The organism is Cellvibrio sp. UBA7671, from assembly GCA_002483145.1.
Lineage (GTDB): Bacteria > Pseudomonadota > Gammaproteobacteria > Pseudomonadales > Cellvibrionaceae > Cellvibrio > Cellvibrio fibrivorans.
Map to the genome: position 1 here is coordinate 320,428 of DLHJ01000003.1, position 23,165 is coordinate 343,592.

At 47.5% G+C, this 23,165-nt stretch carries 21 protein-coding genes; 9 read left to right on the forward strand and 12 right to left on the reverse strand.

Annotated features, from left to right (window positions below; translation table 11 throughout):
- Nucleotides 1-2: 2 nt before the first annotated feature.
- The gene (locus tag B4E62_RS03905; RefSeq protein WP_331351141.1) at nt 3-860 is read right to left on the reverse strand and encodes a MipA/OmpV family protein; all 858 of its coding nucleotides are present in this window, start codon (nt 858-860) and stop codon (nt 3-5) included.
- A gap of 68 nt (nt 861-928) precedes the next feature.
- Nucleotides 929-2,974: a TonB-dependent receptor plug domain-containing protein gene (locus B4E62_RS03910; protein ID WP_331351142.1), complete on the reverse strand. Its 2,046-nt coding sequence runs from the start codon at nt 2,972-2,974 to the stop codon at nt 929-931.
- A gap of 255 nt (nt 2,975-3,229) precedes the next feature.
- Here B4E62_RS03910 and B4E62_RS03915 point away from each other — a divergent pair, with 255 nt between their 5' ends.
- Both B4E62_RS03915 and B4E62_RS03920 read left to right on the forward strand, forming a co-directional pair.
- Complete coding sequence (locus B4E62_RS03915) at nt 3,230-4,768, forward strand: DUF3369 domain-containing protein (RefSeq protein WP_331351143.1); 1,539 nt, start codon at nt 3,230-3,232, stop codon at nt 4,766-4,768.
- 14 nt (nt 4,769-4,782) lie between these two features.
- Complete coding sequence (locus tag B4E62_RS03920) at nt 4,783-6,147, forward strand: GAF domain-containing sensor histidine kinase (RefSeq protein ID WP_331351144.1); 1,365 nt, start codon at nt 4,783-4,785, stop codon at nt 6,145-6,147.
- Nucleotides 6,148-6,229: 82 nt separating this feature from the next.
- Here the strand turns inward: B4E62_RS03920 and B4E62_RS03925 are convergent, their stop codons facing one another.
- Nucleotides 6,230-7,024, reverse strand: coding sequence for a hypothetical protein (locus B4E62_RS03925; protein ID WP_310072812.1), 795 nt, complete (start codon nt 7,022-7,024; stop codon nt 6,230-6,232).
- A 52-nt stretch (nt 7,025-7,076) separates the two neighbouring features.
- Nucleotides 7,077-7,685, reverse strand: a complete 609-nt coding sequence (locus tag B4E62_RS03930) for a hypothetical protein (protein ID WP_331351145.1) — start codon at nt 7,683-7,685, stop codon at nt 7,077-7,079.
- A 321-nt stretch (nt 7,686-8,006) separates the two neighbouring features.
- Here B4E62_RS03930 and B4E62_RS03935 point away from each other — a divergent pair, with 321 nt between their 5' ends.
- The 7 genes from B4E62_RS03935 (at nt 8,007) to B4E62_RS03965 (ending at nt 16,448) form a co-directional block, all read left to right on the forward strand.
- A complete protein-coding gene (locus B4E62_RS03935) occupies nt 8,007-9,179 on the forward strand; it encodes a DnaT-like ssDNA-binding domain-containing protein (RefSeq protein WP_310072816.1) in 1,173 nt (390 codons plus the stop codon).
- The gene (locus B4E62_RS03940; protein ID WP_310072818.1) at nt 9,091-9,777 is read left to right on the forward strand and encodes a replication protein P; all 687 of its coding nucleotides are present in this window, start codon (nt 9,091-9,093) and stop codon (nt 9,775-9,777) included. Before B4E62_RS03935 ends, B4E62_RS03940 begins: the two co-directional genes overlap by 89 nt.
- Nucleotides 9,778-9,819: 42 nt before the next feature.
- On the forward strand, nt 9,820-10,614 hold the full coding sequence (locus B4E62_RS03945; protein ID WP_310072819.1) for a glucosaminidase domain-containing protein: 795 nt from the start codon (nt 9,820-9,822) through the stop codon (nt 10,612-10,614).
- 53 nt (nt 10,615-10,667) lie between these two features.
- The gene (locus B4E62_RS03950; protein ID WP_310072820.1) at nt 10,668-11,228 is read left to right on the forward strand and encodes a hypothetical protein; all 561 of its coding nucleotides are present in this window, start codon (nt 10,668-10,670) and stop codon (nt 11,226-11,228) included.
- Nucleotides 11,218-12,525, forward strand: a complete 1,308-nt coding sequence (locus tag B4E62_RS03955; RefSeq protein ID WP_331351146.1) for a hypothetical protein — start codon at nt 11,218-11,220, stop codon at nt 12,523-12,525. Before B4E62_RS03950 ends, B4E62_RS03955 begins: the two co-directional genes overlap by 11 nt.
- 414 nt (nt 12,526-12,939) lie before the next feature.
- Nucleotides 12,940-15,174, forward strand: a complete 2,235-nt coding sequence (locus B4E62_RS03960) for a DUF1592 domain-containing protein (RefSeq protein ID WP_331351147.1) — start codon at nt 12,940-12,942, stop codon at nt 15,172-15,174.
- Nucleotides 15,175-15,215: 41 nt separating this feature from the next.
- Nucleotides 15,216-16,448, forward strand: a complete 1,233-nt coding sequence (locus B4E62_RS03965) for a DUF1552 domain-containing protein (RefSeq protein ID WP_331351148.1) — start codon at nt 15,216-15,218, stop codon at nt 16,446-16,448.
- Between the two features lie 93 nt (nt 16,449-16,541).
- Here the strand turns inward: B4E62_RS03965 and B4E62_RS03970 are convergent, their stop codons facing one another.
- From B4E62_RS03970 to B4E62_RS04005, 8 genes are all read right to left on the reverse strand, one after another.
- Complete coding sequence (locus B4E62_RS03970; RefSeq protein WP_331351149.1) at nt 16,542-17,612, reverse strand: polysaccharide deacetylase family protein; 1,071 nt, start codon at nt 17,610-17,612, stop codon at nt 16,542-16,544.
- 67 nt (nt 17,613-17,679) lie between these two features.
- Nucleotides 17,680-18,378: a hypothetical protein gene (locus tag B4E62_RS03975; RefSeq protein ID WP_310072831.1), complete on the reverse strand. Its 699-nt coding sequence runs from the start codon at nt 18,376-18,378 to the stop codon at nt 17,680-17,682.
- Nucleotides 18,371-19,192, reverse strand: coding sequence for an FTR1 family protein (locus tag B4E62_RS03980; RefSeq protein WP_331351150.1), 822 nt, complete (start codon nt 19,190-19,192; stop codon nt 18,371-18,373). The genes B4E62_RS03975 and B4E62_RS03980 overlap by 8 nt, the downstream gene beginning before the upstream one ends.
- A gap of 1 nt (nt 19,193) precedes the next feature.
- A complete protein-coding gene (locus B4E62_RS03985) occupies nt 19,194-19,496 on the reverse strand; it encodes a cupredoxin domain-containing protein (RefSeq protein WP_310072835.1) in 303 nt (100 codons plus the stop codon).
- A 13-nt stretch (nt 19,497-19,509) separates the two neighbouring features.
- On the reverse strand, nt 19,510-20,937 hold the full coding sequence (locus tag B4E62_RS03990; RefSeq protein ID WP_331351151.1) for a sensor histidine kinase: 1,428 nt from the start codon (nt 20,935-20,937) through the stop codon (nt 19,510-19,512).
- Nucleotides 20,934-21,593 carry a response regulator gene (locus B4E62_RS03995; protein WP_310072838.1) on the reverse strand — a complete coding sequence of 220 codons (660 nt, stop codon included), beginning with the start codon at nt 21,591-21,593 and terminating at the stop codon, nt 20,934-20,936. Before B4E62_RS03995 ends, B4E62_RS03990 begins: the two co-directional genes overlap by 4 nt.
- A gap of 15 nt (nt 21,594-21,608) precedes the next feature.
- Nucleotides 21,609-22,295, reverse strand: a complete 687-nt coding sequence (locus B4E62_RS04000; protein ID WP_310072840.1) for a tetratricopeptide repeat protein — start codon at nt 22,293-22,295, stop codon at nt 21,609-21,611.
- A 10-nt stretch (nt 22,296-22,305) separates the two neighbouring features.
- Nucleotides 22,306-23,151, reverse strand: a complete 846-nt coding sequence (locus tag B4E62_RS04005) for an SDR family oxidoreductase (protein ID WP_310072841.1) — start codon at nt 23,149-23,151, stop codon at nt 22,306-22,308.
- Between the last annotated feature and the right edge of the window lie 14 nt (nt 23,152-23,165).

Sequence of the window (23,165 nt, forward strand, 5' to 3'; positions counted from 1 at the left end):
CACTAAAACACGTAGCTGATCGCAGTGGCGATCATTTCACTACGATCATCCAGAATCAGCGGACTGTCATTGGCATTTCTGTCCAGATCAATGCGCCGGATAAAACCGCGAAACACCCACTTTTCGCTGAGCGGATAAGTTGCGCCCAATTCGGTCACATATGACATGCCCGCGGGCGCATTGTATTCAGGATATTTTTCCGATGCCTCGCTCGCATCGATGGAATAATAATAATCAGCAATTTCGCGCGAGCGATAGGTCGCGCCGACAATGCCGTGAAAATTCCAGTTGCGATACTGCCAGTGACGCGCAAGCTTTAACGAGTACAGCTCGCCGTAATGGGTGCGGCTAATATCAGTAAGCGCATGCAACTGCACAATATAATTATCGAGATAAGCCGTCGCGCGTGGGCCTGACATAAAATCACCGCGCCGGGTTTTTAAGCCGCGATAATCGTTACTTTCATCCGCGCTCATTTCATCGTGTTCAGCGAGCGCGACCCAATCCAGCGCCCAATTGCCTTCATTATTATAGGCGTTGCTACCATTGAAAAAATTGTAGCCCATAGTGAATTGTTCGAGGCTTTGCGAAAACAATTCCATAAACCAACCGTTGTATTGGTAGCGCGCATTGATATCTAAAAAAATCTCGGTGTGCACTTCACCTTTTTTATTGCCTTCCGGCAACCCCACTATGGGGCTGGTATAAGTGTTAAGGCCAGCCCCCACCTCAACATAACCACCGTTGCCAGAGTCAGGACCAGATGCACCTTTGCGCACATCGCTGGAGAGATCGCCCGCAACACAAGTAATCGCATGGCTTGCAATCACCGCCACACTGCCGATAACAAATCTGCGCAACCTGATCCACATAACTATTTAACAACCTGTACTCAAAAAGATTAAAAACAGAATTTAAAACATAGAATCTAAAACGTAAGCGACATGCCCACTGCCGGAATAATCCCCATGCCCACTTCATCTTCCAACTTAACGTCCTGTGGCGACTGGGTGCGTTTGTAATCCAGGTTGCGGCCAGTGACATTGCGGCGATTAAGGGCGTTGAGGATATCAATATTGTAAGTACCTGAGTAACCCCAAAGTGTCATTTCGCGCTTAAAACGCAGATCCAGACGCGCATAAACCGGTAAGTTTTCTGAATAGGGTTCGCCGTATACCGGCAGTATGCGATTCTCAAACCAGGGATTGGGCTGAATGCCAATGATAGGGGTAATCGCACGGCCAGATTGCGCGGTCAAACGTGTGCCGACTGTCCATAATTCGTTCATTTGGTAATTCATTACCCAGTTCACCACCAATGGTGTATCCAGATAATAGTCGCGTTCGATTCCGGTGAGTTTATTAGTGCGCGTACTGCGCGAGGCGCTAATTGCCAGCCAACCGTACCAGCGATCGGTTAAACCTTTGTTGATAAATAAATCCACGCCGTAAGCTTCACCCTCAATATTGTTGGTGTAAAACGGCTGGGTGTTATCGTTGGTATCGCTGGCAAGCGGTAACTCATCCATGGTTTTGTAATAGGTTGTCACCGACCAACTCCACTCATTGGCCAACTCCTGTTTAATGCCGAGCGTATAGTGATTGGATGTTGGCGACTGCAATTGAGTATTGCCAATTTGCGGAAATGTTTTATCAATGTCCGGCAGGCGATTGTAACTGCCCGCCGATGAGCTGAGCGTCCAGTTGTCGATAAATTCCCATGCAATTGCCATGCGGGGATGGGTAAATGTCTCTTCAGTAAAATCGTTGTAGTGAGTTTGCAGGCCCAGATCCAACGCCAAGGCGTCGGTAATAGCCCAGTGGTCATTGATATAGGCAGAATGCTCTTTAATCGTTACCGCGTCTTCAGCAACAATTAATTCGCCACGGCGTAATTCACAATCAGGATCAAACTCGGTACACACATAATTGATAAAACGGGCATCATAACTGTATTGCGTATTATGGGTTTCTACCCCGAGCGAAATGCTGTGGGTTTTCCCCACCACAACGCTGTAATTAGCCAACGCATAAGTATCTTCCGCAGTGAAATCAAAAAAATATTTTTCCCCACCCCAAAAGGTATCGTCATTTTTTTGGTAGTGACCAATTTGTACACCCAACTCACTGCTGGCACTGGCCGCAAACTGCCAGCGCAGACTTTGGTTGTTAAAGGTGTTTTTGATTTTGGCATCGCCGGCAAAATCCGGCTCTTCCAATACCTCGGTCGAAAATTCGGTGAATTCGGCGGCAGCCAGGTCACTCGCACCATTCGCACTTAGCGTCAACTTGTGATCGTCACCTAAACGGTATTGGTATTTGAATTGATAGTCGGTGTCTTCGGGTGCGTCCTGCACCTTAATACCTTCCTCTTCTTCCAACTCATCGCCATCAAAAAAATACTGCAGCAAACTGCTGCGGCCCGACAAATAAAACGCCGAGTTTTCACTCAGTTCACCTTCAACAAACACACCTGCACGCAACAGGGAAAGATCAACCTTGGTGTACATATCCTGGGCTTTTGGATCGCGCAATTTGATATCAAAAATTCCACCAATCGCATTGCTGTAGCGCGGACCAAATCCGGCCGAAAACAACTCAAAATCCTGAATGATATTTTCATTGAAGATAGACGTAGAAAACGCATGGAAGACATAGGCAGCAGGTGCGCCATCCACCAGATAGCGGTTGTCGCTCGGCGATGAACCGCGCACGGCCGGCGCACCGCCCCCATCACCCTCACTGATCACCCCCGGCAAACTGAATACCGCCATCAGCGGGTCGCCGAGGGAGCCGGGCACATCGATAATTTTTTGTGCATTTTCGGTAATCACCGAGTAATCGCTTTTGCGTCCCTGCACGATCATTTCTTCAACATCAGTGTCAGCGCGCGCGGGCGCAGTATCACTTGCTGCAACAGGCAGGGCGACAAGGGAACAGATCAAGACATAGAGGGTGTTGGGCGAGAAGCGCATGACAGTTTCCTTTTTAACGTATAGCAGCGGCTATTATTGATGGAGAATGAGCGCGCATAGCCTAACGCCGGGTGACAAGCTTGGGTGTAACAGAGCGCATGCGTCTGTATCAGTCTGTAACAAGAACTAAAACGCATATGGAGTTATTGCAAAAGCGCCATTGGTTGTGAAAACGAATTATCAAAACGATCTAAAGAAGCGGCCACTCGAATTCAGGTAGCACCTATACTCTGTAAATAATAGGGAAGGACAACAATGAAATTTCTAAAGCCAGCAAGCCCTTTGGCACCCCATAAAAGCGTACAGATCAAACCCTGGAAAGTCGCGATTATCGATGACGAGCAACAGGTGCATGCAGTGACGCAAATGGTGCTGAAAAATACCCCGGTTGATGAGCAACCGCTAGAGTTCCTCAATGCCTATAGTGCAGAGGAAGGTCTACGCCTGTTTCAGGATCACCCCGATATTGCGCTGGCTTTTATCGATGTAATTATGGAAACCGATAACGCCGGGCTGGAATTAATCCATCAAATTCGTAACGACCTGCAGAACCATGCCACGCGTATTGTGTTGCGCACTGGCCAGCCGGGCACGGCACCTGAAGAGACGGTGATCCGCACCTACGACATCAACGATTACAAAAGCAAAACCGAATTAACCGATACCAAATTAAAAACCTGTGTCTATTCCTCCATTCGCTCCTACCGCGACATAGTGACTATTGAAGCCAGTAAACGCGGCATGCAAAAGGTGATCGCCGCATCGGATTCTGTATTGCGCAGCCAAACGCTGTATCAATTTGGTAACGCCATTCTCAGCCACACAGTGCAACTGCTCGGCATCAAAACTGCAGAAATGTATTTGGTCAGCCAGCACGTGGATTTATTTGGTGATGCCGAATTAATTTTACTTGCTGCTACTGGCGATGAAGTCAAACTCAACACCCAATGGGATACCGATATACTACCCGCCGATGTTAAACAGGCCATTATCGATACGCTAGAGAGCCAGCAACCAACAGTGACAGAAGACGTATTTATTGGTTACTACCACACCGATGAAAATACCCGCAGCGTGCTCTACACCCGCTTTCGCGAAGAACACAATGCCGTGCAAGATGAAATACTGAAACTATTTGCCGCCAATATCACCCTGATTTTCCAAAACCTGCACAGCCGCGAACACATCCAGGAAACCCAAAAAGAATTGCTGCTGGTACTGGGTGATGCCATTGAACAGCGTTCAAAGGAAACCGGCTCCCATGTGCGGCGCGTTGCACTCATGTGTGAACTCATGGCGTTGAAACTGGGGCAAAGCAGTGAATATGCGGAGATGCTGCGCCATGCATCGCCACTGCACGACATTGGTAAAATTGGCATACCCGAAACTATTTTGCACAAACCGGGTAAATTGAATGACACTGAGTGGGAGGTGATGAAAACCCACGCGCAAATTGGTTACGAATTACTAAAAGATTCCACTCGCACTATCGCCAAAATGGGAGCGCGTATTGCGTTGAGCCACCACGAACACTGGGATGGCAATGGCTATCCCTCCGGGTTAAAAGGTGCAGACATTCCATTGGAGGGGCGTATAGTCGCCATTATCGATGTGATTGATGCACTTGGATCGGAGCGTGCTTATAAAAAGCCCTGGCAAGAAAATGCCATCATCCAATATGTGAGCGAACGCAGCGGCAAACAATTTGATCCGGCACTGGTTGAAGCTGCGCTATCACTGTTTGACAACTTCCGCGATATTCGCCACCACTTTCCCGATCACCCCCAGCATTGATACAGCCGTTCACTATGGAAAATACGCTCTACGATATTTTGCTCGATGTATCCAAATCATCAATGATTGACGAAGGCGATTTGCAAACTGCAGGCCTATTGATCCTTTCGGCTGCAACACAGGGTTTGCAAATCAGCCGCGCAGGCATCTGGTTGCTCTCGGAAGACAAACAAGCTATTTGCGGCAAAATGTTGATTGATGGCGACGACTGTAAACTGGATACGGATTTATGCCTCGCCCGCAAGGATTTCCCACACTACTTCAATAGTCTGGACAGTGAGCGCGCCGTGGTTGCCCACGACGCCCAGCACGATGAAAACACCAATGAATTTCGCACGAGTTATTTAATCCCATTCGGGATTACCTCCATGCTCGATGCGCCGATTCGCCACAGAGGTGAAATGCTCGGCATTATCTGCTGCGAACATCAAGGTGAAATGCGTACGTGGAGCAATGAAGAGATCGCCTTCGCCAGTGCCTTGGCCGACACCTATGGCCGCGCAATTAGCGCCGCCCAGCGCAATGATTACGAGCGGCAATTAAAAGAGATTAACGAACAGCTCGAACAAAAAATTAACGACCGCACCAATGTCCTGCAAGATGCACTGCGCAATTTAAACCACACCCAGGCAAAACTGATCGAGAGCGAAAAACTCGCCTCGCTCGGCCGTTTGGTCTCTGGCCTCGCCCATGAAATTAACACTCCGCTCGGTATTGCTGTCACTTCATCGAGCCATTGCGCCAGTGAATTAAAACGCGTGCAAAAACTTTACAAAGATGAAGCGCTCAATGAAGGAGAATTCGCCCAATTTTTAGCAGGGTTAGAAGATGGGTTAGGCTTAATTAATACCAACCTCACCCGCGCCGCAACGCTAGTGCAGAATTTTAAATTATCTGGCTCCATCCACACCGCCAACGAAGAAGAACAATTTGAACTGCGCAGCTGTATCGACCTCACCTTAAAAAGCCTGCAACCCCTACTGAAAAAAAACCACATCAATTGCGTACTCTTGCCAGGCGCAGATATAACGCTCAACAGCTACCCCGGCGCCATTGCCCAAATTGTCACCAACCTGATCACCAACTCCATCCACCACGCCTTCCATCACACCGCCGACAAACAAATTCGCATTGAACTTAACCAAACACCTGAACAGATCACAATTCAATACCGCGACAATGGCTGCGGCATCGCCGATGATATTCGCCCCAAAATTTTCGAGCCCTTTTTTACCACCGCGCGCCGCACTGGCGGCTCGGGCTTGGGCTTGTCGATTGTTTATAATTTAGTGACGCAGAAATTGGGTGGGGACATTGTGATAGATGCGGACCAAAGCCAAGGGGCGGGGTTTAGTATTGGGATTCCCTGCCGCGCCTGATGGCCGCACTTGTGAATCAGTATTAGATTTCCAATAAAAAGGCAGGAAAAAAGCCCGGCAAATTTAGATATCAAAGGAATTTTTATAGAGGCCGGATCATTTCTTCATAAAATTTGATAACCGATTCAGGAACACTGTTATCAAATTCGCCGAGTCCTAATTCATTTCTTTCACGCTGAATGTCAGCATATATTTTTTTTGCATTAGATTGAATTATACTTTTATCATGCTGGGTTAAGTCATGGGAATATCGCGTTAAAAGACTTTGACCTCGCACAATATTGCCCCACCAATCACCTCTCAATTGAGCAGCATCGTAATAAGATAGGGCATCAATAATCATCTGCTTTCTACTTTCAGCACTCATGCTATCCAAATCATCAGCTTCACTAATTGCCCCCATTCGGATGAGAGCTTCTGTGGAACCCCAAACCGACGCTTTATATAACGTGCTTTTAAAATCTTTAATATTTTTCGATCTATCAGCAAGCGTGTGCAATGCCCTTAAATCACCTGCATCACCGAGCTGATTTAAAGTAGCATCATCATATGTTGCATAGTCATTTAATTTTTCATCCCCCATGAAACTAAAGTTACCACGTTGCGCAAACCAGTTTTTAATTTCTGCTGCATCTGCTGCAGATCCCATTGGGTTCCATTTCTCCTGCTCGTTACGCTTAAACGAATTTACATTTTGCACTTCGCTCGATCGAGCCTGATCCGACGACGACCCACTAGGAATAGGCATTTTTTTTACGTCATGGCCTTCGTCGCCCTTAAAGAAAGACTTATAACTATTTACAAATAGTGCCGCAAAAAAAACAACCGGGATGAGCACCATAACAATAGGAATTTTTTTCAGAATCACCTTGCTCATGTTTCATACTCTCATCAAAAGGAGGCGCAATAAAAAATTGTACTTTGAAAATTTAATTCACATCTTGGCAATTTTTAGCGAGCGCATGCCGATATTCATTACCGCTTAACTTACAACTACTACGTGCATACATCATCGCACCCTCAGCGGTTGCCCGGCAATCTGATGGCGACACCCCCATAGATACTGAAACAGTCGCTCGATCTTTTATATTAAAGCTAAAATCATATACACCTGAGGAACACGCAGTTGATAACACCATACTGTATCTGCCAATAGCAGCATTTTCACATCGTTCTACAGCCAACGTAATTTCAGCAGGAAACTCCTTACAAAACTTCACATGCGCCTCTCGCTCAATTTCTTCTACAGTTTTGATTGGTGGGGCTGGTGGTGCTGGCACGGGTGGAGCTGGTGGCGGTGGCGGTGGCGGTGGCGTCGCATCAGGCACCCAATTACATTGCTGTGTTGGTTTACACACTCGCTCCCAATAGTATGTCCTATCAATCATGGCGCAAGATTCACCCATCTTACAAACCCAAGCAGCATTGACAGGCATCACCGTGAGAACAATTGATAAGGGGAGCAAGCACAAAGCGCCTCTTATTAGAAAAAAGACATACTGTCTGTACTTTGGATAAGGCCTAAATTTAACTTCCATTTTCACACTCCATTTGTGTATGTAATCGTTTACCTAACCTAGGCGCAGGCATCCTACCCCCCCCCATTCCATATGGTCAACATGCCTATTTGCTTAATTTATCCTGCTTTTGAAATGCATCACCGAATGGTAATTCAGCGCCGATGTCCTACATAAAAATGGCCACTTGCCACTAGACAGATCAGATACTTGCCCAGTGATGAGCTATGTGGATATAGCACAATAGGGTTGATCGATACGCTAGTTTCACTGGAACACTGCCCCCTATCCGCCTACAATTCCCACCTTTGCCGTTACTTGGTCAACTGCGACCTGAGAGCCATGAGTTCATCGCTGATTCCCGAACGCCCGCTGCTGATTTCCCCTTCCCTCGCCGCCACTATCGGGCTGGAGGAGGCGTGTATGTTGTCGATTTTGGGCGATATGGCGACCTATTTACCGCTTGTAGCGTCCAACGGGCGCGAGTGGCTGGATTTGGATGAAACCTGGGTCAGCCGCGCTATGCCGTTTTGGACGGATTACGATGTGCAGCGAATCAGCCGCAACCTCAAGGATAAGGGCATCATTGTGCTGGCGTCCGCACCCTATGTAGAAAGCCGCCGCCTGACGCTGGCGTTTGATGAAGTAGGCCGAGGCAGCAGCGATGCAGTGGTTGCGACACCCGCGATCAATACCGGTGCTAATTTGATCGCACCCTACTGGCAGCCGGATCAGGAATTGCTGCGGCAGATCGCCCAGCACAATATCCCGGCGGAATTTGTCCGTCAGCAGGTGCCGGAGTTTGTGACTTACTGGCGCGAGCGCGGCGAGACCAGTCACTCATGGGGTGCAAAGTTTTTAAAAGATGTGCTGCACAAATGGCGCAGCCATGAAACACAAATCGCCCGCCAAAAGCGCGAAGAGAGCGAGCGACAAGTGCGCGAACGCGATACGGAATTTTTAAATCGCGATTTGGAAACAGCAATGCACAGCCAGTGGCGGCCGAGCAAAGACGCGCTTGAAGTACTGGTGAAACACGCCAACATCAGCCTCGCGTTTGTGGAGGATTCCATCCCGGAATTTGTGGTCTATTGGCAAGAGCGCGGCGACGTTGGCCGCACCTGGAACAGCAAATTTATCCAGCACGTTAAACGCCAGTGGATGCGCTACAACTCGGCACTGGAGCACGACACCGAACCCAAACGCATTCCCGACAATTGGCAGCCGGGCAAAGATGTTTACGATGTACTCAAGCTCGCCAATATCGATTTAAAATTTGCGCAACAGCAAGTGACCGAATTCGTTTTATTCTGGCGCGATAGCAACCAGGTTTATGCAAGCTGGAATACCAAATTTTTGCAGCATGTGAAATATCACTGGGCCAAACAACACGCATTAACAACCGTCAATTCGCAGCAGGTTAATCATGCAGGACAGCAACTCCCTCATTCAACAGGTCGCACAAGAGATAGCAGCCTCGCAGAACAACTCAACGACCGCAGCTGGGCAAGCTGATTCAACGCAATCACAACGCGAGCAGCCTGCGCCGGGCGAAGGCCATATCGATGCGATCAATCAGGTGTTTGCGTTGTTTCGCATCAACTATCACAACCAGTATTACGCGGCATTTAAAGATAATGAACTGCTCAATCAGGCGCGCCGCCTCTGGTTGAATTCACTCGCGCAATTTGCGCCGGAAACAATTTTGCGCGGTGCGCGCAAAGTGATTGAAGAGTCAGAGTATTTACCCACGTTGCACCGTATGATTCGCGCCTGCCAAGGCGAACCAGGCAAATTCGGTTTGGTCGATGCACATCAAGCTTATGTAGAAGCCTGCCGCGCACCCAGCCCTAAAGCGGCCTATGCATGGAGCCACCCGGCGGTGTATCACGCTGGCTGTGCGAGTGATTGGTATTTTTTAACCACCAACGCCGAAAAAGTCGCCTTCCCGATTTTTGAGCGACACTATTTAAAACTGTGTGAGCAGGTAATGAATGGCGCTACCTTGCCAGCACCGAATGTACCAGCACTGCCTGAGACAATTGAAAGACCGCTCAGCAAAGAAGAAAACGCAAAACGTATGGAAGAGTTGCGCAAACAACTCGATTTGTAACTCACCCGATATTTTATTGTTAATTTTTGGATAACCCGTTTTATGAACAAGAACGCTTCGCAGTGGCTACTGGGCTTTTTACTGGTCGCCTTTCCACTCGCCACTTTGGTCTTGGTACTCGCGCTGGCGAGCATCCCTGCACAACAGCTTTTTATGGATCAGGATGAACTCACCAGCAGCACCCTGCTACCCGACTTCGCCGCGATCGAACAAACACCCGAGCGCAAAGCGCAATTCCTGGACATGCTGCGCCCGATGATCGCGGAAAAAAATGCAAAATTATTAAAATCCCGTGAACGTTTATTAAAAATAAAAGCCGAATGGGATGCGTCGCAAACTATCTCCGGGGTGAATAAACGCAACCTCGAAAAACTGCGTGAGAAATTTCACGTGACTTATGAAACCTACCCGGATGACGCCAAAGCCGTGGAGATTTTATTGCTGCGTGTGGATGTCATTCCACCGGCAATGGTGATGGCGCAGGCGGCGGTAGAATCCGGCTGGGGCACCTCACGCTTTGCTGAAGAGGCGCACAATTTGTTTGGCCACTGGTGCTACAAGCCCGGCTGCGGCATAGTCCCCAGCAAGCGCCCCGCTGGCGCCAAACACGAAGTTAAGAAATTTAACAATGTGGAAGAGTCGATTACGGCATACTTCAACAATATCAACACCCATAACGCCTATCGCCCCTGGCGGCAGCTGCGCGCGCAGTTACGCGATGCACCGCAACAATTTACCGGCAGTGCGATGGTGGCCGAATTGGGTAAGTACTCCGGGCGCGGCAGTGCCTATATTCATGAATTGCGCACCGTTATTCGCAGTAACAATCTGGAATAATGTGCAGCCAAACCGCTAATAATCACTACAACATCACACAGCAAGGAATACTTATGTGTAAACGATTGGCACTAGTTATCAGCGCAATAAGCGGCCTCGCCAGCTTGGGCGCGCAGGCCGATGTCCCAGTGGCATTTCACCTGTCGGGGCAAGGGGTTTATACCCAAGTCAAAGCATCGAGCGAAAAACTTTCGCCCTCATTGTTCCAGCTTAAAGCGGATGTCGAATTTACCGATGGATTGCTGGATGGTATCGGCTTACAAGGCATGGTCGCGGCACCCATGAGTGATGACAAAGCCAATGAGTTAACGCTGGAAATCGCTCAGCAGAGCGGGATCTATCTAACGCTGACCAACCCTGATACACAGCCAGAAGATTTGAAAGTGAGTATTTTGCTCGGTTATGCATCGACCGAGATCGAAACTTACTTGCCGGCTTTAGGGGAAAGCGGGCGTAACAAAGATACCTTTTCTGACTTCAGTTATGGCATCTCCTTGCAGGATCAGGTCATAGAAGGCAAACCTTTCTACTGGACGCTCGATTACCTGCGCTACTACAACGATGACAATTTACGTGTTGATGGCCTCGGCCTGGGAGTTACCTATGCGTTCTAAAGGAATACATTTATCACTCGCCCTGTTAGTAAGCATGGGCGCATTCAGCTTAAGCGGTTGCGGCGGCGGTGATGGCGACAGCGCACGTGTTGCGCAAACGGTTGATGCGAGTAAAAACGGCGTAACTGAAATAAAAATCACCGAAAACCTCGGCTATGTTCATTTCAAAAGTTTTTATCAATTCGAACTAATTGGTGTGGATAAAGATGGGAAAGAAATCAATCTAACCAAAAAAGCCACCTGGAAAATAACGGATTCCGACGTAGAAAATATCGGCAAGATTAAAGACGGCTATTTTACTGCCGCCGGAGTTAAAGGTAATTTCACATTAGTTGCCGAGTATGCAGGCCTGAAAGCTACACCTAAAGACATTACCGTATCCGATGCAAATCTTACAAGTGTAGCCATAGAGACCACGTCCAATGTAGTTAATGAATGCCAGAATCTTACGCTTGTAGCAAAGGCAACGTTTGACGAAACATTGGTTCTGCCCTATGCAATTACTTGGAAAGTTGTCAGCGGTGCCAATCTAGGGAGTTTCAAAGACGCCACCAAAGGAATACTAAGCACTATTAACAGCGGCACAATTACATTGGTTGCCACTGGCATTGACAACAACAACAAAGAAATACCATCACCCCAGTTCAACGTTACTGTCGACGACGGATTAGCGACAATCGTAGTCGCAACGACTCCTGCAGTGACTGAACTCCGCGATGGGGAAACTGCAACCGTTAAGGTCAGTGGTATTTACACAGATCCGGCAAACCCAATAGATATCACTGATAACTCCACGATTACTGCATCTCCTAGCGATCTACTGCTAATCGAGGGCACCAAAATTACTGCGCGAAATGGCATCGCCAACGGTAAAATTGTTACGCTTAAAGGTACTTGCGGAGGTGAAGAGGGCACAAAGAATTTGACCATTTCGGAACGCAGACTTAAATCTGTTGAAATTGAAAATGAAAATGGTGGCACTTCAAATTTATCTTTGTCGGAAGGTAGCAAATTGAATCTGAATCTTACTGCTACTTATATTGATAACTCCACCAAAGATGATTACACGAATAACGTTGTATGGAAGATTGATGACCGCAACAACAACATTACTGACGATAGTAAAGTTACTATATCTTCGTCAGGTGAACTCAGTGTAAACACCGACCTTAACCTTACTACTGCCGCAATTATTTATGTAATTGCCGAAGTGCGCGATGGAAGCGGCAATGTCATTCTCAACCCTAGTGGCGAGAGGGTCGAAGACGAAATTAACATCACTATTAATCCCAACTAAAAAATAAGGGCGACTTTAAAGTCGCCCTTATTTTTTCCTCAAACTTACCGCTCTACCCACTGTTGACAACTCCTGCACCGCCCTCTATAAACACTCAACAAATCATCAATACGGTATTCTTCGCAAAAAATGTTGAATTCGGCGATTAATTTAAGCACCTATAAAACAACAATTTCATGTGCAAAATTTAATTGCAAAAATTGAATGCGAGGGGAAAAAATAATCTCCTAAACTCACACCAACAATAATAAATAGAAATATTTTTTCAGTTTTAAAACCTGCATCACACTTATAACAAGATCGGCCCATCAACCAACATTTAGCTATTTTTTTCGATCACATGCCAATTCTGGTAGGGATTCGTCGTGCCAAAAAAATGGCTTACTTTATTGCAGTTCAACAAGGAGCTTAATTGTGAATTTAAAAAGTTTATCGCTCTTATCAGCAGCGGGAATATTGATGACATACACCGTCAATGTAAACGCGCAGTGCGAAGTCAAATACTCTATCAACTCTAATTGGGGCAATGGTGCAACACTCAGCGTAGATATCGTCAATTACGGCGCCCCAAAAACCACCTGGGAACTGGCGTGGAACTTTTCCAATGTAGAGAAAATTTCCCAACTATGGAATGGCGCCTACACCCAGACTGGGCAATCGGTGCGCGTTAAAAATGCAGCATGGAATGGCAACATTAACACCAATCAATCGATTAACTTTGGTTTTAATCTATCCTTTCCCGGCGGCACTACTCTAACCAAACCGACTGAGTTTTTGCTGAATGGTGTTAAATGCCTTGGAAAAACCAGTTCTAGCGCATCCAGCAATAAAAGCGCTAGCAGTATGAGCTCATCCAGTAGTATGAAATCATCAAGCTCAGTCATTTCCTCCAGCAGCCTGAAATCGTCCAGCTCAGTAATCTCCTCCAGCAGTATAAAATCTTCAAGCTCTGTTATTTTTTCTAGCAGCCGGAAGTCTTCCAGTTCTATATTGTCATCCAGTAGCAGTGTGCGATCTTCCAGTAGTATTTCTTCCAGCTCGTCATCCATTCCGCCGCTGGCAAATTGCACGAACGAAATTACCTACGGGCCGCGTCTGCTGCGCGTGTTAACCCGCGCTGAGTACAGCAATAGTGTGCGCGACCTCACCGGTGTAAACATCGCAACCGATTTACCTGGCAGTCTGGATTTTTTGTTGGCCAACACTTACGTCAACGGATTTGAAAACAACACACAGGAAATCATCAGTAAAGCTGTGCAACGAAATTTTGTGAGCCTGGCCAATCGAATTTCCAGCCGGGCCGCGGCGACCAACTTTTCGGGATTCCTGAATTGCTCCGGATTAACGGCGCAACAATGTGCTGACATATTCACACAAGAAAAGCTTACGAACATTTTCCGTCGCCCTGCTACCACGATAGAAATTCAGGAATACCGCTCCCTGTTTTCTGATGCCACTACCACTGAGCAGATTACTCAGGCTTTGCAATTGGCTTTAAGTACCGCGTTGTCCTCACCGCAATTTTTGTATCGTCAAGAAACCGGGATAGCGGTGAGCGATATTCGTGCTGGCAATACCGGCGCAACCTTACCCACGCAAACAATTGACAACGATAGTTATGTGCTGACGCCCTACGAATTGGCCTCGTTCCTCGCATTTACATTTACTGGGAGTACACCCGATGCAGAGTTACTCAGCGCAGCAAAAAATAGCGGATTGACAACAGATGCGGCGATTGAAACAGAAGTTAATCGTTTACTCAGCAAAACCAGCGCGCGCGCGCACTTTGGCAGGTTCGCGAGCCAGTGGCTGGAGGCGGGCGCAACCAATAACAACCTGTTCCCGGTGACGGTTAGCGGTTTCAATCCCAAAGTTGATGAATCCATGCGTATGGAAATGCAGGAATATTTCAATCATATTGCGTTAGATGGAGCGGGACCATTTAGTAAATTATTGGCGAATAATTACGGCATAGTTAACGAAACCCTGGTGAATTTTTATGGCTTGGGTAGCGTCATCGTTAATCAGGACAAGTTCGTCAAAACCAATTTTCCCAGCCATATTCGCCAAGGGGGCTTGTTGACCAGCGGGGCTTTTGTGGCCAGCAAAAGCTCAATGACTGAACCGTCGTCACCGGCTTTTGCACTGGCAATCCGCAACCGCCTGCTGTGCCAGAATGCCTACAGCTACAACTTACAGGACACGCCAGAGTGGCGAGACAACCCGTTCCTGCAAGTGGGATATGCCTATCAAAATCTGGACGCCGGTAGCCGCCGACGCACCCACAACTTGGATGACATTCCCATTAATTCCGCAGGCGTCTTTACCGGAATTACCAGCCCTACCGATGGAGCCAGTATTGCGTTTGCGAATGCCGAAGACCTTGCACAAAAAATCTCTACTCTGGATGCAGTTCGCTACTGCTTTGTCGAACACAATTTCCGCGCTGCGTTCGGCACGGGGACACAATATTTTGATCCAACCAAAGCAGGGGCAACAAGGTTATCAACTGCCGAACAATCTGATTATGCCTGTGAAAAAGATCGTCTGGACTACGCGCTAACCAGCAACGGCAATAACGTTCGCGCGCTGCTGAAACGTTTAGGCAGCTTGCACGCCGTGCGCTATCGCAAAGATCGCAGCCAATAATTTTCACACATTCACTTTGTGACTTAAGGAAGGTTTGAATCATGAAAACCCAAGAAAAAAATTTTCACAACAAACGTCGCCAGCTGTTAAAAATGATGGCTTCTGCATCACTTATCAATACCGGCTTGCTCACCGCAGGTGCTGGTTTTGCTAATGCAGCACGAGCAGCGACATCGGTTAAAAATGTTATTTTTGTCTTTATACCCGGTGGTGCTCCACGCGGTGCTGCGAGCATCTCACCCGATGCAGCATTCAATTTAAAACCCGCTTCAGCACCGCTCGAACCGGTAAAAAATGAGTGCGTGTTTTTCGGTGCGGATATGAACGGTCATGGCCACGGCCTTGCTCAAACGGCACTTGGCGGTTTAACCAGAGCGCCAAAAACGATCGACCTGGCATTAGGGGATGTACTCGGTGGCAGCACCCCCTTTAAATCCATTCAATTAGGCGTGCTATCGCGCGATACCTCTGTGTCCGCCATCAACAGCTGGACACGAACACCTGTAATTACCGATCCAGTGCGCGCATTTGAAATCTTGCGCACCGGGTCGTCGCTTTACGGTACCGGGTTTGATCAGCAACAGAAACAACTCAGTATTAACTTGAAGGCAGTGCAACAGCTACAACAGCAGTTAAGTAATTTTGCAAGCACGCGCTTGCAGGCAAATCAGGATGCAATAGCAGAATTGCAGGCAGAACTTTCGCCCGGCGGTTTTGGGCCTGACTGCGACTTGCAACAGCAAAGTTGGCCAACAGGAAGTATAAATCCTAACGACGGTCAGCAATTCACCCGCCTGTGGGAGTTACAAACAAACAACGCTGTTACGGCGATAAAATGTGGATTGACGCACGTAGTTACTATGTTGATGGGTAATGATGAGGAAGACTTTGTTGCTACCGGCTTTAATTATTCTTACGCGCAGGCGGCAAATGGCTTTCCGGGTTCGGCTGAATACACGGCTTATCGCGCCTATTTAAGCCAAAGACTCACCCATTTAATCCAACAACTACAAACCAACACGGATATCAACGGAGCCCCCTTATTAGACTCCACATTGGTAGTGCAAGTGACCAATATGGCCGACACCAGTGATAACACCGGCATCAACGCGCCGTTTATGTTCGCCGGTGGTGGCAGTTCTATTCGTAAGGGGCAAGTCCTGAGAGCAGCTGAACATACGCAAATTATGGACACGGTTGCGCTCGCTGTAGGGGCTTATGGAATTATTGCGCCCTATAGCTCCCAAGGTCCAATTCCCGGGGTTGTGGTCTGATTGACAGTGGGATGATAAAAAACGGAACCTGATGGGTTCCGTTTTTTTTGCAGACAAACGATTTTAAACAGATAGAGAGATGCACAATATTAATTAATCGCTGTAGCTCCACTCGCCATTTTTATCGGTTGCCAACCATTGCTGGGTATACCAAAAAAATCGCCCTTTTTCGCCCGCATAGGCAGTGCAGTTGTAGCGAGTGCGCCCGGATTTGAGCGGCTGCTTCGCTTGCACCCAGAGTTTATTGTCAATAATTTCAGTGGTGATTGCTCCCTGTCCGGTGGCGAAGCAATTTATTTTTTTCAGCAAGCCAGAATCTTCTAACTCCAACACCAACCAGGGTTTAGCACCCGCTTTTACAATCAGATTTTCTTGCGGTGTTTTTTTATCGCTATAAAAATTCACTGTTTTTGTCGGCATCGAACGCGTGTTGACTTTCATAATGAAATCATCGAGCTCGGTAAAACTGCCGCCAAAAGGAAAACGTGGTACAGATTGTAAATCCCCTTTTTCATAGAGCGCACCCGACTGTTGTCCAAAAGCGATATAACCCAGCTCTTTGGCAATCTGTTGTACATCTACATCATATTCACCAAAAGGATAAGCTAGTATGTTAGGAGCCCTACCAATTTCCTGTTCAATTTTCTGTTGCGCGCTGGAAATTTCCTCAGCGATACGTGTACGCCATTGCTTTAGCGTTTCATTTTTTTCGCGGCGCGGCAAATGACTGTGCCGGGTGGTGTGATTAGCAATAGTGACGCCGTGTTTTGACATCTCACGCAGCTGATCCCAAGTGACAAATACTTTACCGGTACCAACCGAATCGGTATTCACAAAAAAAGTGAATGGCCAGCCACGTTTTTTTAAGCGGGGGAACGCAGAGTCATACACTGACACATAAGAATCATCAAAACTGATCGCGACAGTTTTATCGGGAAGGCTTTCACCCTTGCGCAATTTTTCAGTGAGTTCCAGCAGCGGCACAATCTTGAAATCATTTTTTTCCAGATAATCCATCTGCGCCTCAAAATGTGCGGGGCTGATACTGGTTGATTTGGGTGTAGTATCGCTGACGTGGTGGTACAAAATCACGACTGCAGCCTGACTACTATGTGCAAGCAGCAATGCAGGCAATAACAGGATTAAATAAAATATAGTCTTCATGAAAGAAAAATAACCCCGTGTACGTAACTTGCGATAAAGTTGAAATAATTATAATGCAAAGCCATAGTTAAAATTCAAATTCAATTCCACCACGCAAACTGGTTTCCGGTGTGTCTGCATCCAGGCCAAACAGCAACCCCAACTCCCAGCGCATTTGTTTACGACCAGAAAATTTTACTGTGCCCAGCAAGGCGGGGCCTGCGGCCCAATCCTGATCATCCAGATAAAACTCCAGCGCGGGTTCAAACGCAATGCTGTAGCGGTAGCGCAGCTGGCCACGCAGGGCAGTTTCAAACTCATCTTCAATATCGCTGCCATATTCGTATTCGGCTATCGCGTTGGCGGTTGCCACCCAACGGCTTGCCAATTCTTTTTCCCACAAAATTCCTGCTGCAAATTCATGGCTGTTGATATCCCTGGCGGTACCGGCTTCCAATAATAAGCCCCAGTCTGCCCAGTACTCGCCCTGTTCGGTGATTTGCCATTTCACTTCTGCTTCATAGCCGCGAATTTGTTCTCCTTCATGGGTGAGGGATTCGGTCAACAAATACACCTCCGTAAATAGCTTATCGTTCCACGCATAGCCCATTCCTGCGCGATTTAATAAAACCTCGTCACCGCCAAGGTCGCGCAAGACAAAACCATATTCCAATTCGCGTTCATTCTGCTCTACATAGGGGTGATATACACGGTTCATCTCCGCATGAACCTGAGTCGCTCCAAATGCGGTTAATAAGAGAGCACTACTGATAACATATTTATTCATGTGCATTGCCCCGCAAACGCCATGCATGCCAAATAGAAGCAAATAAAATAGGTGTGATTGTTAACAGATAAAAAATTCCCTGAATCGGTGTAGGGCGGGAATCGTAACCCACCAATGCATAAAGTAACTCGCCCAACCAAGAGTGTTCATTGACTAAAAATGAGCTGTCCCACAGTGGAGCATCAGAGTCGAGTAAGCCAATTTGCATCAATTGTTTTGCAACTTGCATTGACAAACCACCTGCCAGCAAAGTGATCACAGTGATAAAAATAGGTAAAAAATAGTTCCTGCTTAAAAAGGCAAATACATAGTAGATAATAGCGCCCAAACTCATACCTATGCCTGCACCTACTGCAGCTCCGATAAGTGCAGACGACATTGCCTCGGCTTTATGATCAAAAGCAGAAAGGTAAATCCAAATCTCGGCGCCTTCGCGCATCAGCGAAAAGCTAAAGATGATAATAAACAACAGGTAGAGCAATCTGTGCTGATTGGGAGCGACATTACGGGCGGGCGAGATGTTTTTCGCCGGAGCAAATGCAAGCGGTAAAATCAGCATACCAAGCAAGATCACACTAATTATTACAGCGCAATAAAGCGCAGCATTTAATAGTTCTTGCCCGGCACCATCTATCGCGTCGGCAATGTCATAGGCGTAATGCGCGAGCAGCCATGAGCCTGCAACACCGACAAGTAACGCAAAAAAGCTCCAGCGGTAACTCAGTTGCAATTTATTGCTGAGCGCTAAAAGCAAACTGAGAATCAGCGCCGCCTCAAGCACCTCGCGCAATATCAGCAAAACGGCATCGAGCATATTAGTTCTCCACCCGAATAATGCCCTGAGCTGTTTTTGGATTAAATTCCCCAAAAAAAGGATAGTCGCCCGGCACTAATGGGCCAACAAAGATAATGGCTTTGGCACCGCCCATAATGACCTTTTCGCGGTTGAGTTCATAACTTTCAAATTCTTCCGGCGTGGCATCGCGATTAATGACAATCAATTTCACTTTGGTATTCGCCGGAATAATCAGCTGGGATGGAAAAAATAAATGGTCGCGTATTTCAATCGTAAAGGTCGGCACTTCTGCGCGAACAATAGCGCAGAAAATTAGACACATGAATGCTATGCAGTTAATTATTGGTTTCATTGGTCGCGGCCTTGTGATCAAGTGATTTATTATGATTCGCTTTTTTTGCATCGGCATCTGTTACAGCGCTGGCAACAAAGGTTACCATCACCAGCAAACCTTGACCGTAGCGCGACTGCGTTAAGGCAATATGGGCAGCATGTAGATCGACAACCTGGCGCACAATGGATAAGCCTAACCCACAGCCCGGCGTTTTTGAATTGTGGCGATCACCACCCAGACGATAAAAGCGATCAAACACCCGCTCGCGTTCGCCATCGGGAATGCCCGGTCCATTATCCATTACCTCCAGCACTACATCCCGACCACGCAACCAGGTATTGATAGCAATTCGTCCCCCATCGGGGGTATATTTAATCGCATTGCCCAATAAATTATTTAGCAAGCTGGTCAATGCAGCCCGGTCACCGGAAACCCAACATTCATCACCATTGAATTCAATGCGATGGTGTTTTAATTCCAGCGCGTCACTCTGGTCAACAATCGCTTGTTTTGCTAATCGGGTTAAATTGACGGGTTCAAAGGTCCCCATAAAATGATCGGGAGCGGTACGGTTGAGCAATAAAATTTGCTCTACCAAATAGCTCATTCGTTCGATTCCCTGTTTTAATTTCAGGACCGATGCGGGTGCAGGTTGCAATTCCTGCATTAAATTGTCACAGTGAATTTTTAATGCTGCAATCGGTGTACGCAATTCGTGGGCGGCATCACCCGAGAAGCGTTTTTCACGCGCGAAAGAGGCATCGAGACGGCGCAATAAATCATTGGCGGATTGTGTCAGTTGCACAAGCTCTGCAGGCATGTCCTGCTGGTTGAGTGAATGCAAATCGGTTGCTTCGCGCTGGCGTAATTCGTGCGCTAGATTCGTTACAGGCTTTAAACCAACACCCAAGACCCACCAGATAATCAGGCCGATCACAGGAATGGCCAACACCATCGGGTACACAGCTTGTAAAATCATCGACTCTGCCAATCGGTAACGCTGGTCGGCGCGCTCCGCGACAATAAACCAACTTTTTTGATCTGCGCTGGGTGCTACCAATACATGCCAGCGATAGTGATGAAAATTAACAAAACGAAAACCTTCCACCAAAGGCACTACTACTTGCTCAGGCATGGCGGCTGATCGCGCCAACAATTTTCCATCCTGAGTGACCCATTGAAATTCCAATGAAGCTTCTGCGTCTGAGGTGCGTGCAGGAAAGAGTAAAACATCCGCACGCGCGCTAGTTTGTTCGCGCCATTGCGGTAAGGTGTAATTTAATAAATCCACTTGCTGCAGCATTCGTTGGTTAAACAAACGTTCAGCTTCATCCATACTGCCTAAATAACCGCGCAACGCCGCTGCAAAATTAGCGAGTGTGACTATCGCTAATAACACTATGACTAAAAATCCACGAATGGATTTCATTGGCGCGGCACCATATAGCCAATACCGCGTAGGGTACGAATAAAATTAGGGGGTAATTTTTTGCGCAAATTGTGGATGTGAACTTCAATTGCATTGCTGGCAACTTCATCGCCCCAGGAATACAACTTTGCCTCCAGTCCTTCGCGGGTTTGGATAACTCCGGCATGTTCAACCAGCGCTTTTAACAACATATATTCGCGTCGTGATAGCACGAGCGCAGCGCCATCTAACAAGACTTCATGATGTGCCGTATTTAAACTCAGCGGGCCAATATTAATTAGTGATGATGACGAGTTACCCAGACGGCGCTCCAAAACACGCAAGCGTGCAAGTAATTCATCCAGTTCAAAAGGTTTGGTGAGATAGTCATCGGCACCGGAATCCAGACCAATGACTTTGGCGTTTGTGCTATCGCGCGCGGTGAGGATGAGCACTTGTGTGGGCAATTTTTTTTGCCGCACGACTTTTAAAACTTCGATGCCATCTATATCGGGCAAACCGAGGTCGAGCAACATAATATCCGGCGGCTCTGCCACCACCTGCGTACAGGCTGCTTTGCCGGTGGACAACCAATTCACTGCAAAACCTGCTCGCGATAAAGCACTGACTATACCTTCCGCGAGCAGTTCATCATCTTCGACTAACAATATTTGCATTGATTTATTAATCCATCATAAATGTTTTTTCGCTTTGGCCATGGCTGCGGCAATTTCACCTTTGCGCCCCGCATCAGCAGATTCACGCCCCGGGCGAGGTGCGGCCTTAAGTGCTTTTTCAAACGCGGCAATTGCCTTCTTATAATCTTTCTGTTCCAACAGATAATCGCCGTAAAAGTAATTGGAGTCTATGCCATCAGGATTATAGCTCAAGCCTTTTAACAATAATTCTTTGGCTTTTTTATGGTCGCCAAAACCCACTGGCCAACCCGGAACTTGATAATAGAGCGAGCCGAGGCTGGTATAGGCCGAGCCATTCATCGCCGCAGGGTCCATTTTAATTGCTTGCTCCAGTAATTTTTTTGCTTGCTTAACCTGATCTAACGCACCCAAACCACCTTTAGCGCCAGCATAAGTCGAGCGGATAATCGCCTCCCAGATCAAATAGGGCGCACGGGTATTGGCAGCGCGCAACTGTTCCGCTTCCACAACCAGACTGGCAAATGCTTTTTCCTGCTCGGCTTCCGGGGTTTGATATTTAATTTCCGCCCAGCGCGTTTGCAATTTCTGGATATCGGCAGCCTCTTCGGCATAACCAGTTAATGCGAGACAAGAGAGTGCCGCGAGTGCAATGAATTTCAGTGTGGTGACTTTCAGTAAAGTGATTGTTTTAAAGAAAGTTCTCATCGTTGAATTTTTCATGGTGGTACCTTCAGGATAAATGAATGGAAATGTTATTGTCTGCGGTTGCAGAAGCCGATACAGGTTGTGCATGGCGGCGGATAATGGGTAATTGGCTGCGCAAGGCGTTATCGATAACGCGCGGAAATAGACTATTAATGCGCAAAAAAAGTCGCTCGGGCCAACCGATGTTGCGGTCATGCATGCGTTTGGCCGACAACATGAATTCCACCTGCGCAGCGACTACTTCCGGCTCATCCATTGCTGTTCCCAATTCGCGATTCATTGCATAAACCGCATCGCTATTGAGATTGGTGTTTGTGGCGCGTGGTGCCAGATGTGCAACTTGAATTTGACTGTCGCTTAATTCGCGCCGCAGTGCTTCGCTAAAGCCGCGCAGTGCAAATTTACTTGCGCAGTAAGCGCTAAACCCGGGGTAACCCAAACCGCCGAAACTGGAACCAATATTAACGATGCGCCCGGAATCTTTATTTAAAAAAGGCAGCGCCAACTGGGTTAACAAAATAGTTGCGGTAACGTTGGTATTGATTAACTGTTCAATGGCTTCCGGATCGTTATCTTCCAGCAGACCAAATAAATTGACTCCTGCACAATTAATTAACGCATCCAAGGGTTCTTGAAGCGCGAGCAACGCGGTGCGGATGGTGTCGCGCCCGCTGCGGCTGGTAATATCGGCTTGCAGTACAAAGCCTTCATTTACCAGTACATGTAATTCACGCGCAAGTGCATTCAGCTGCTGTGTTGATCGGCCTACCAAAATCAGGCGCGCGCCCTGAGCTGCCAGTCGCCGTGCAATTGCTTGCCCTATGCCGCCGCTGGCACCAGTCAATAAAATGAGCTTACCTTTGAGTTTCATTGTGTGCTCCTCTG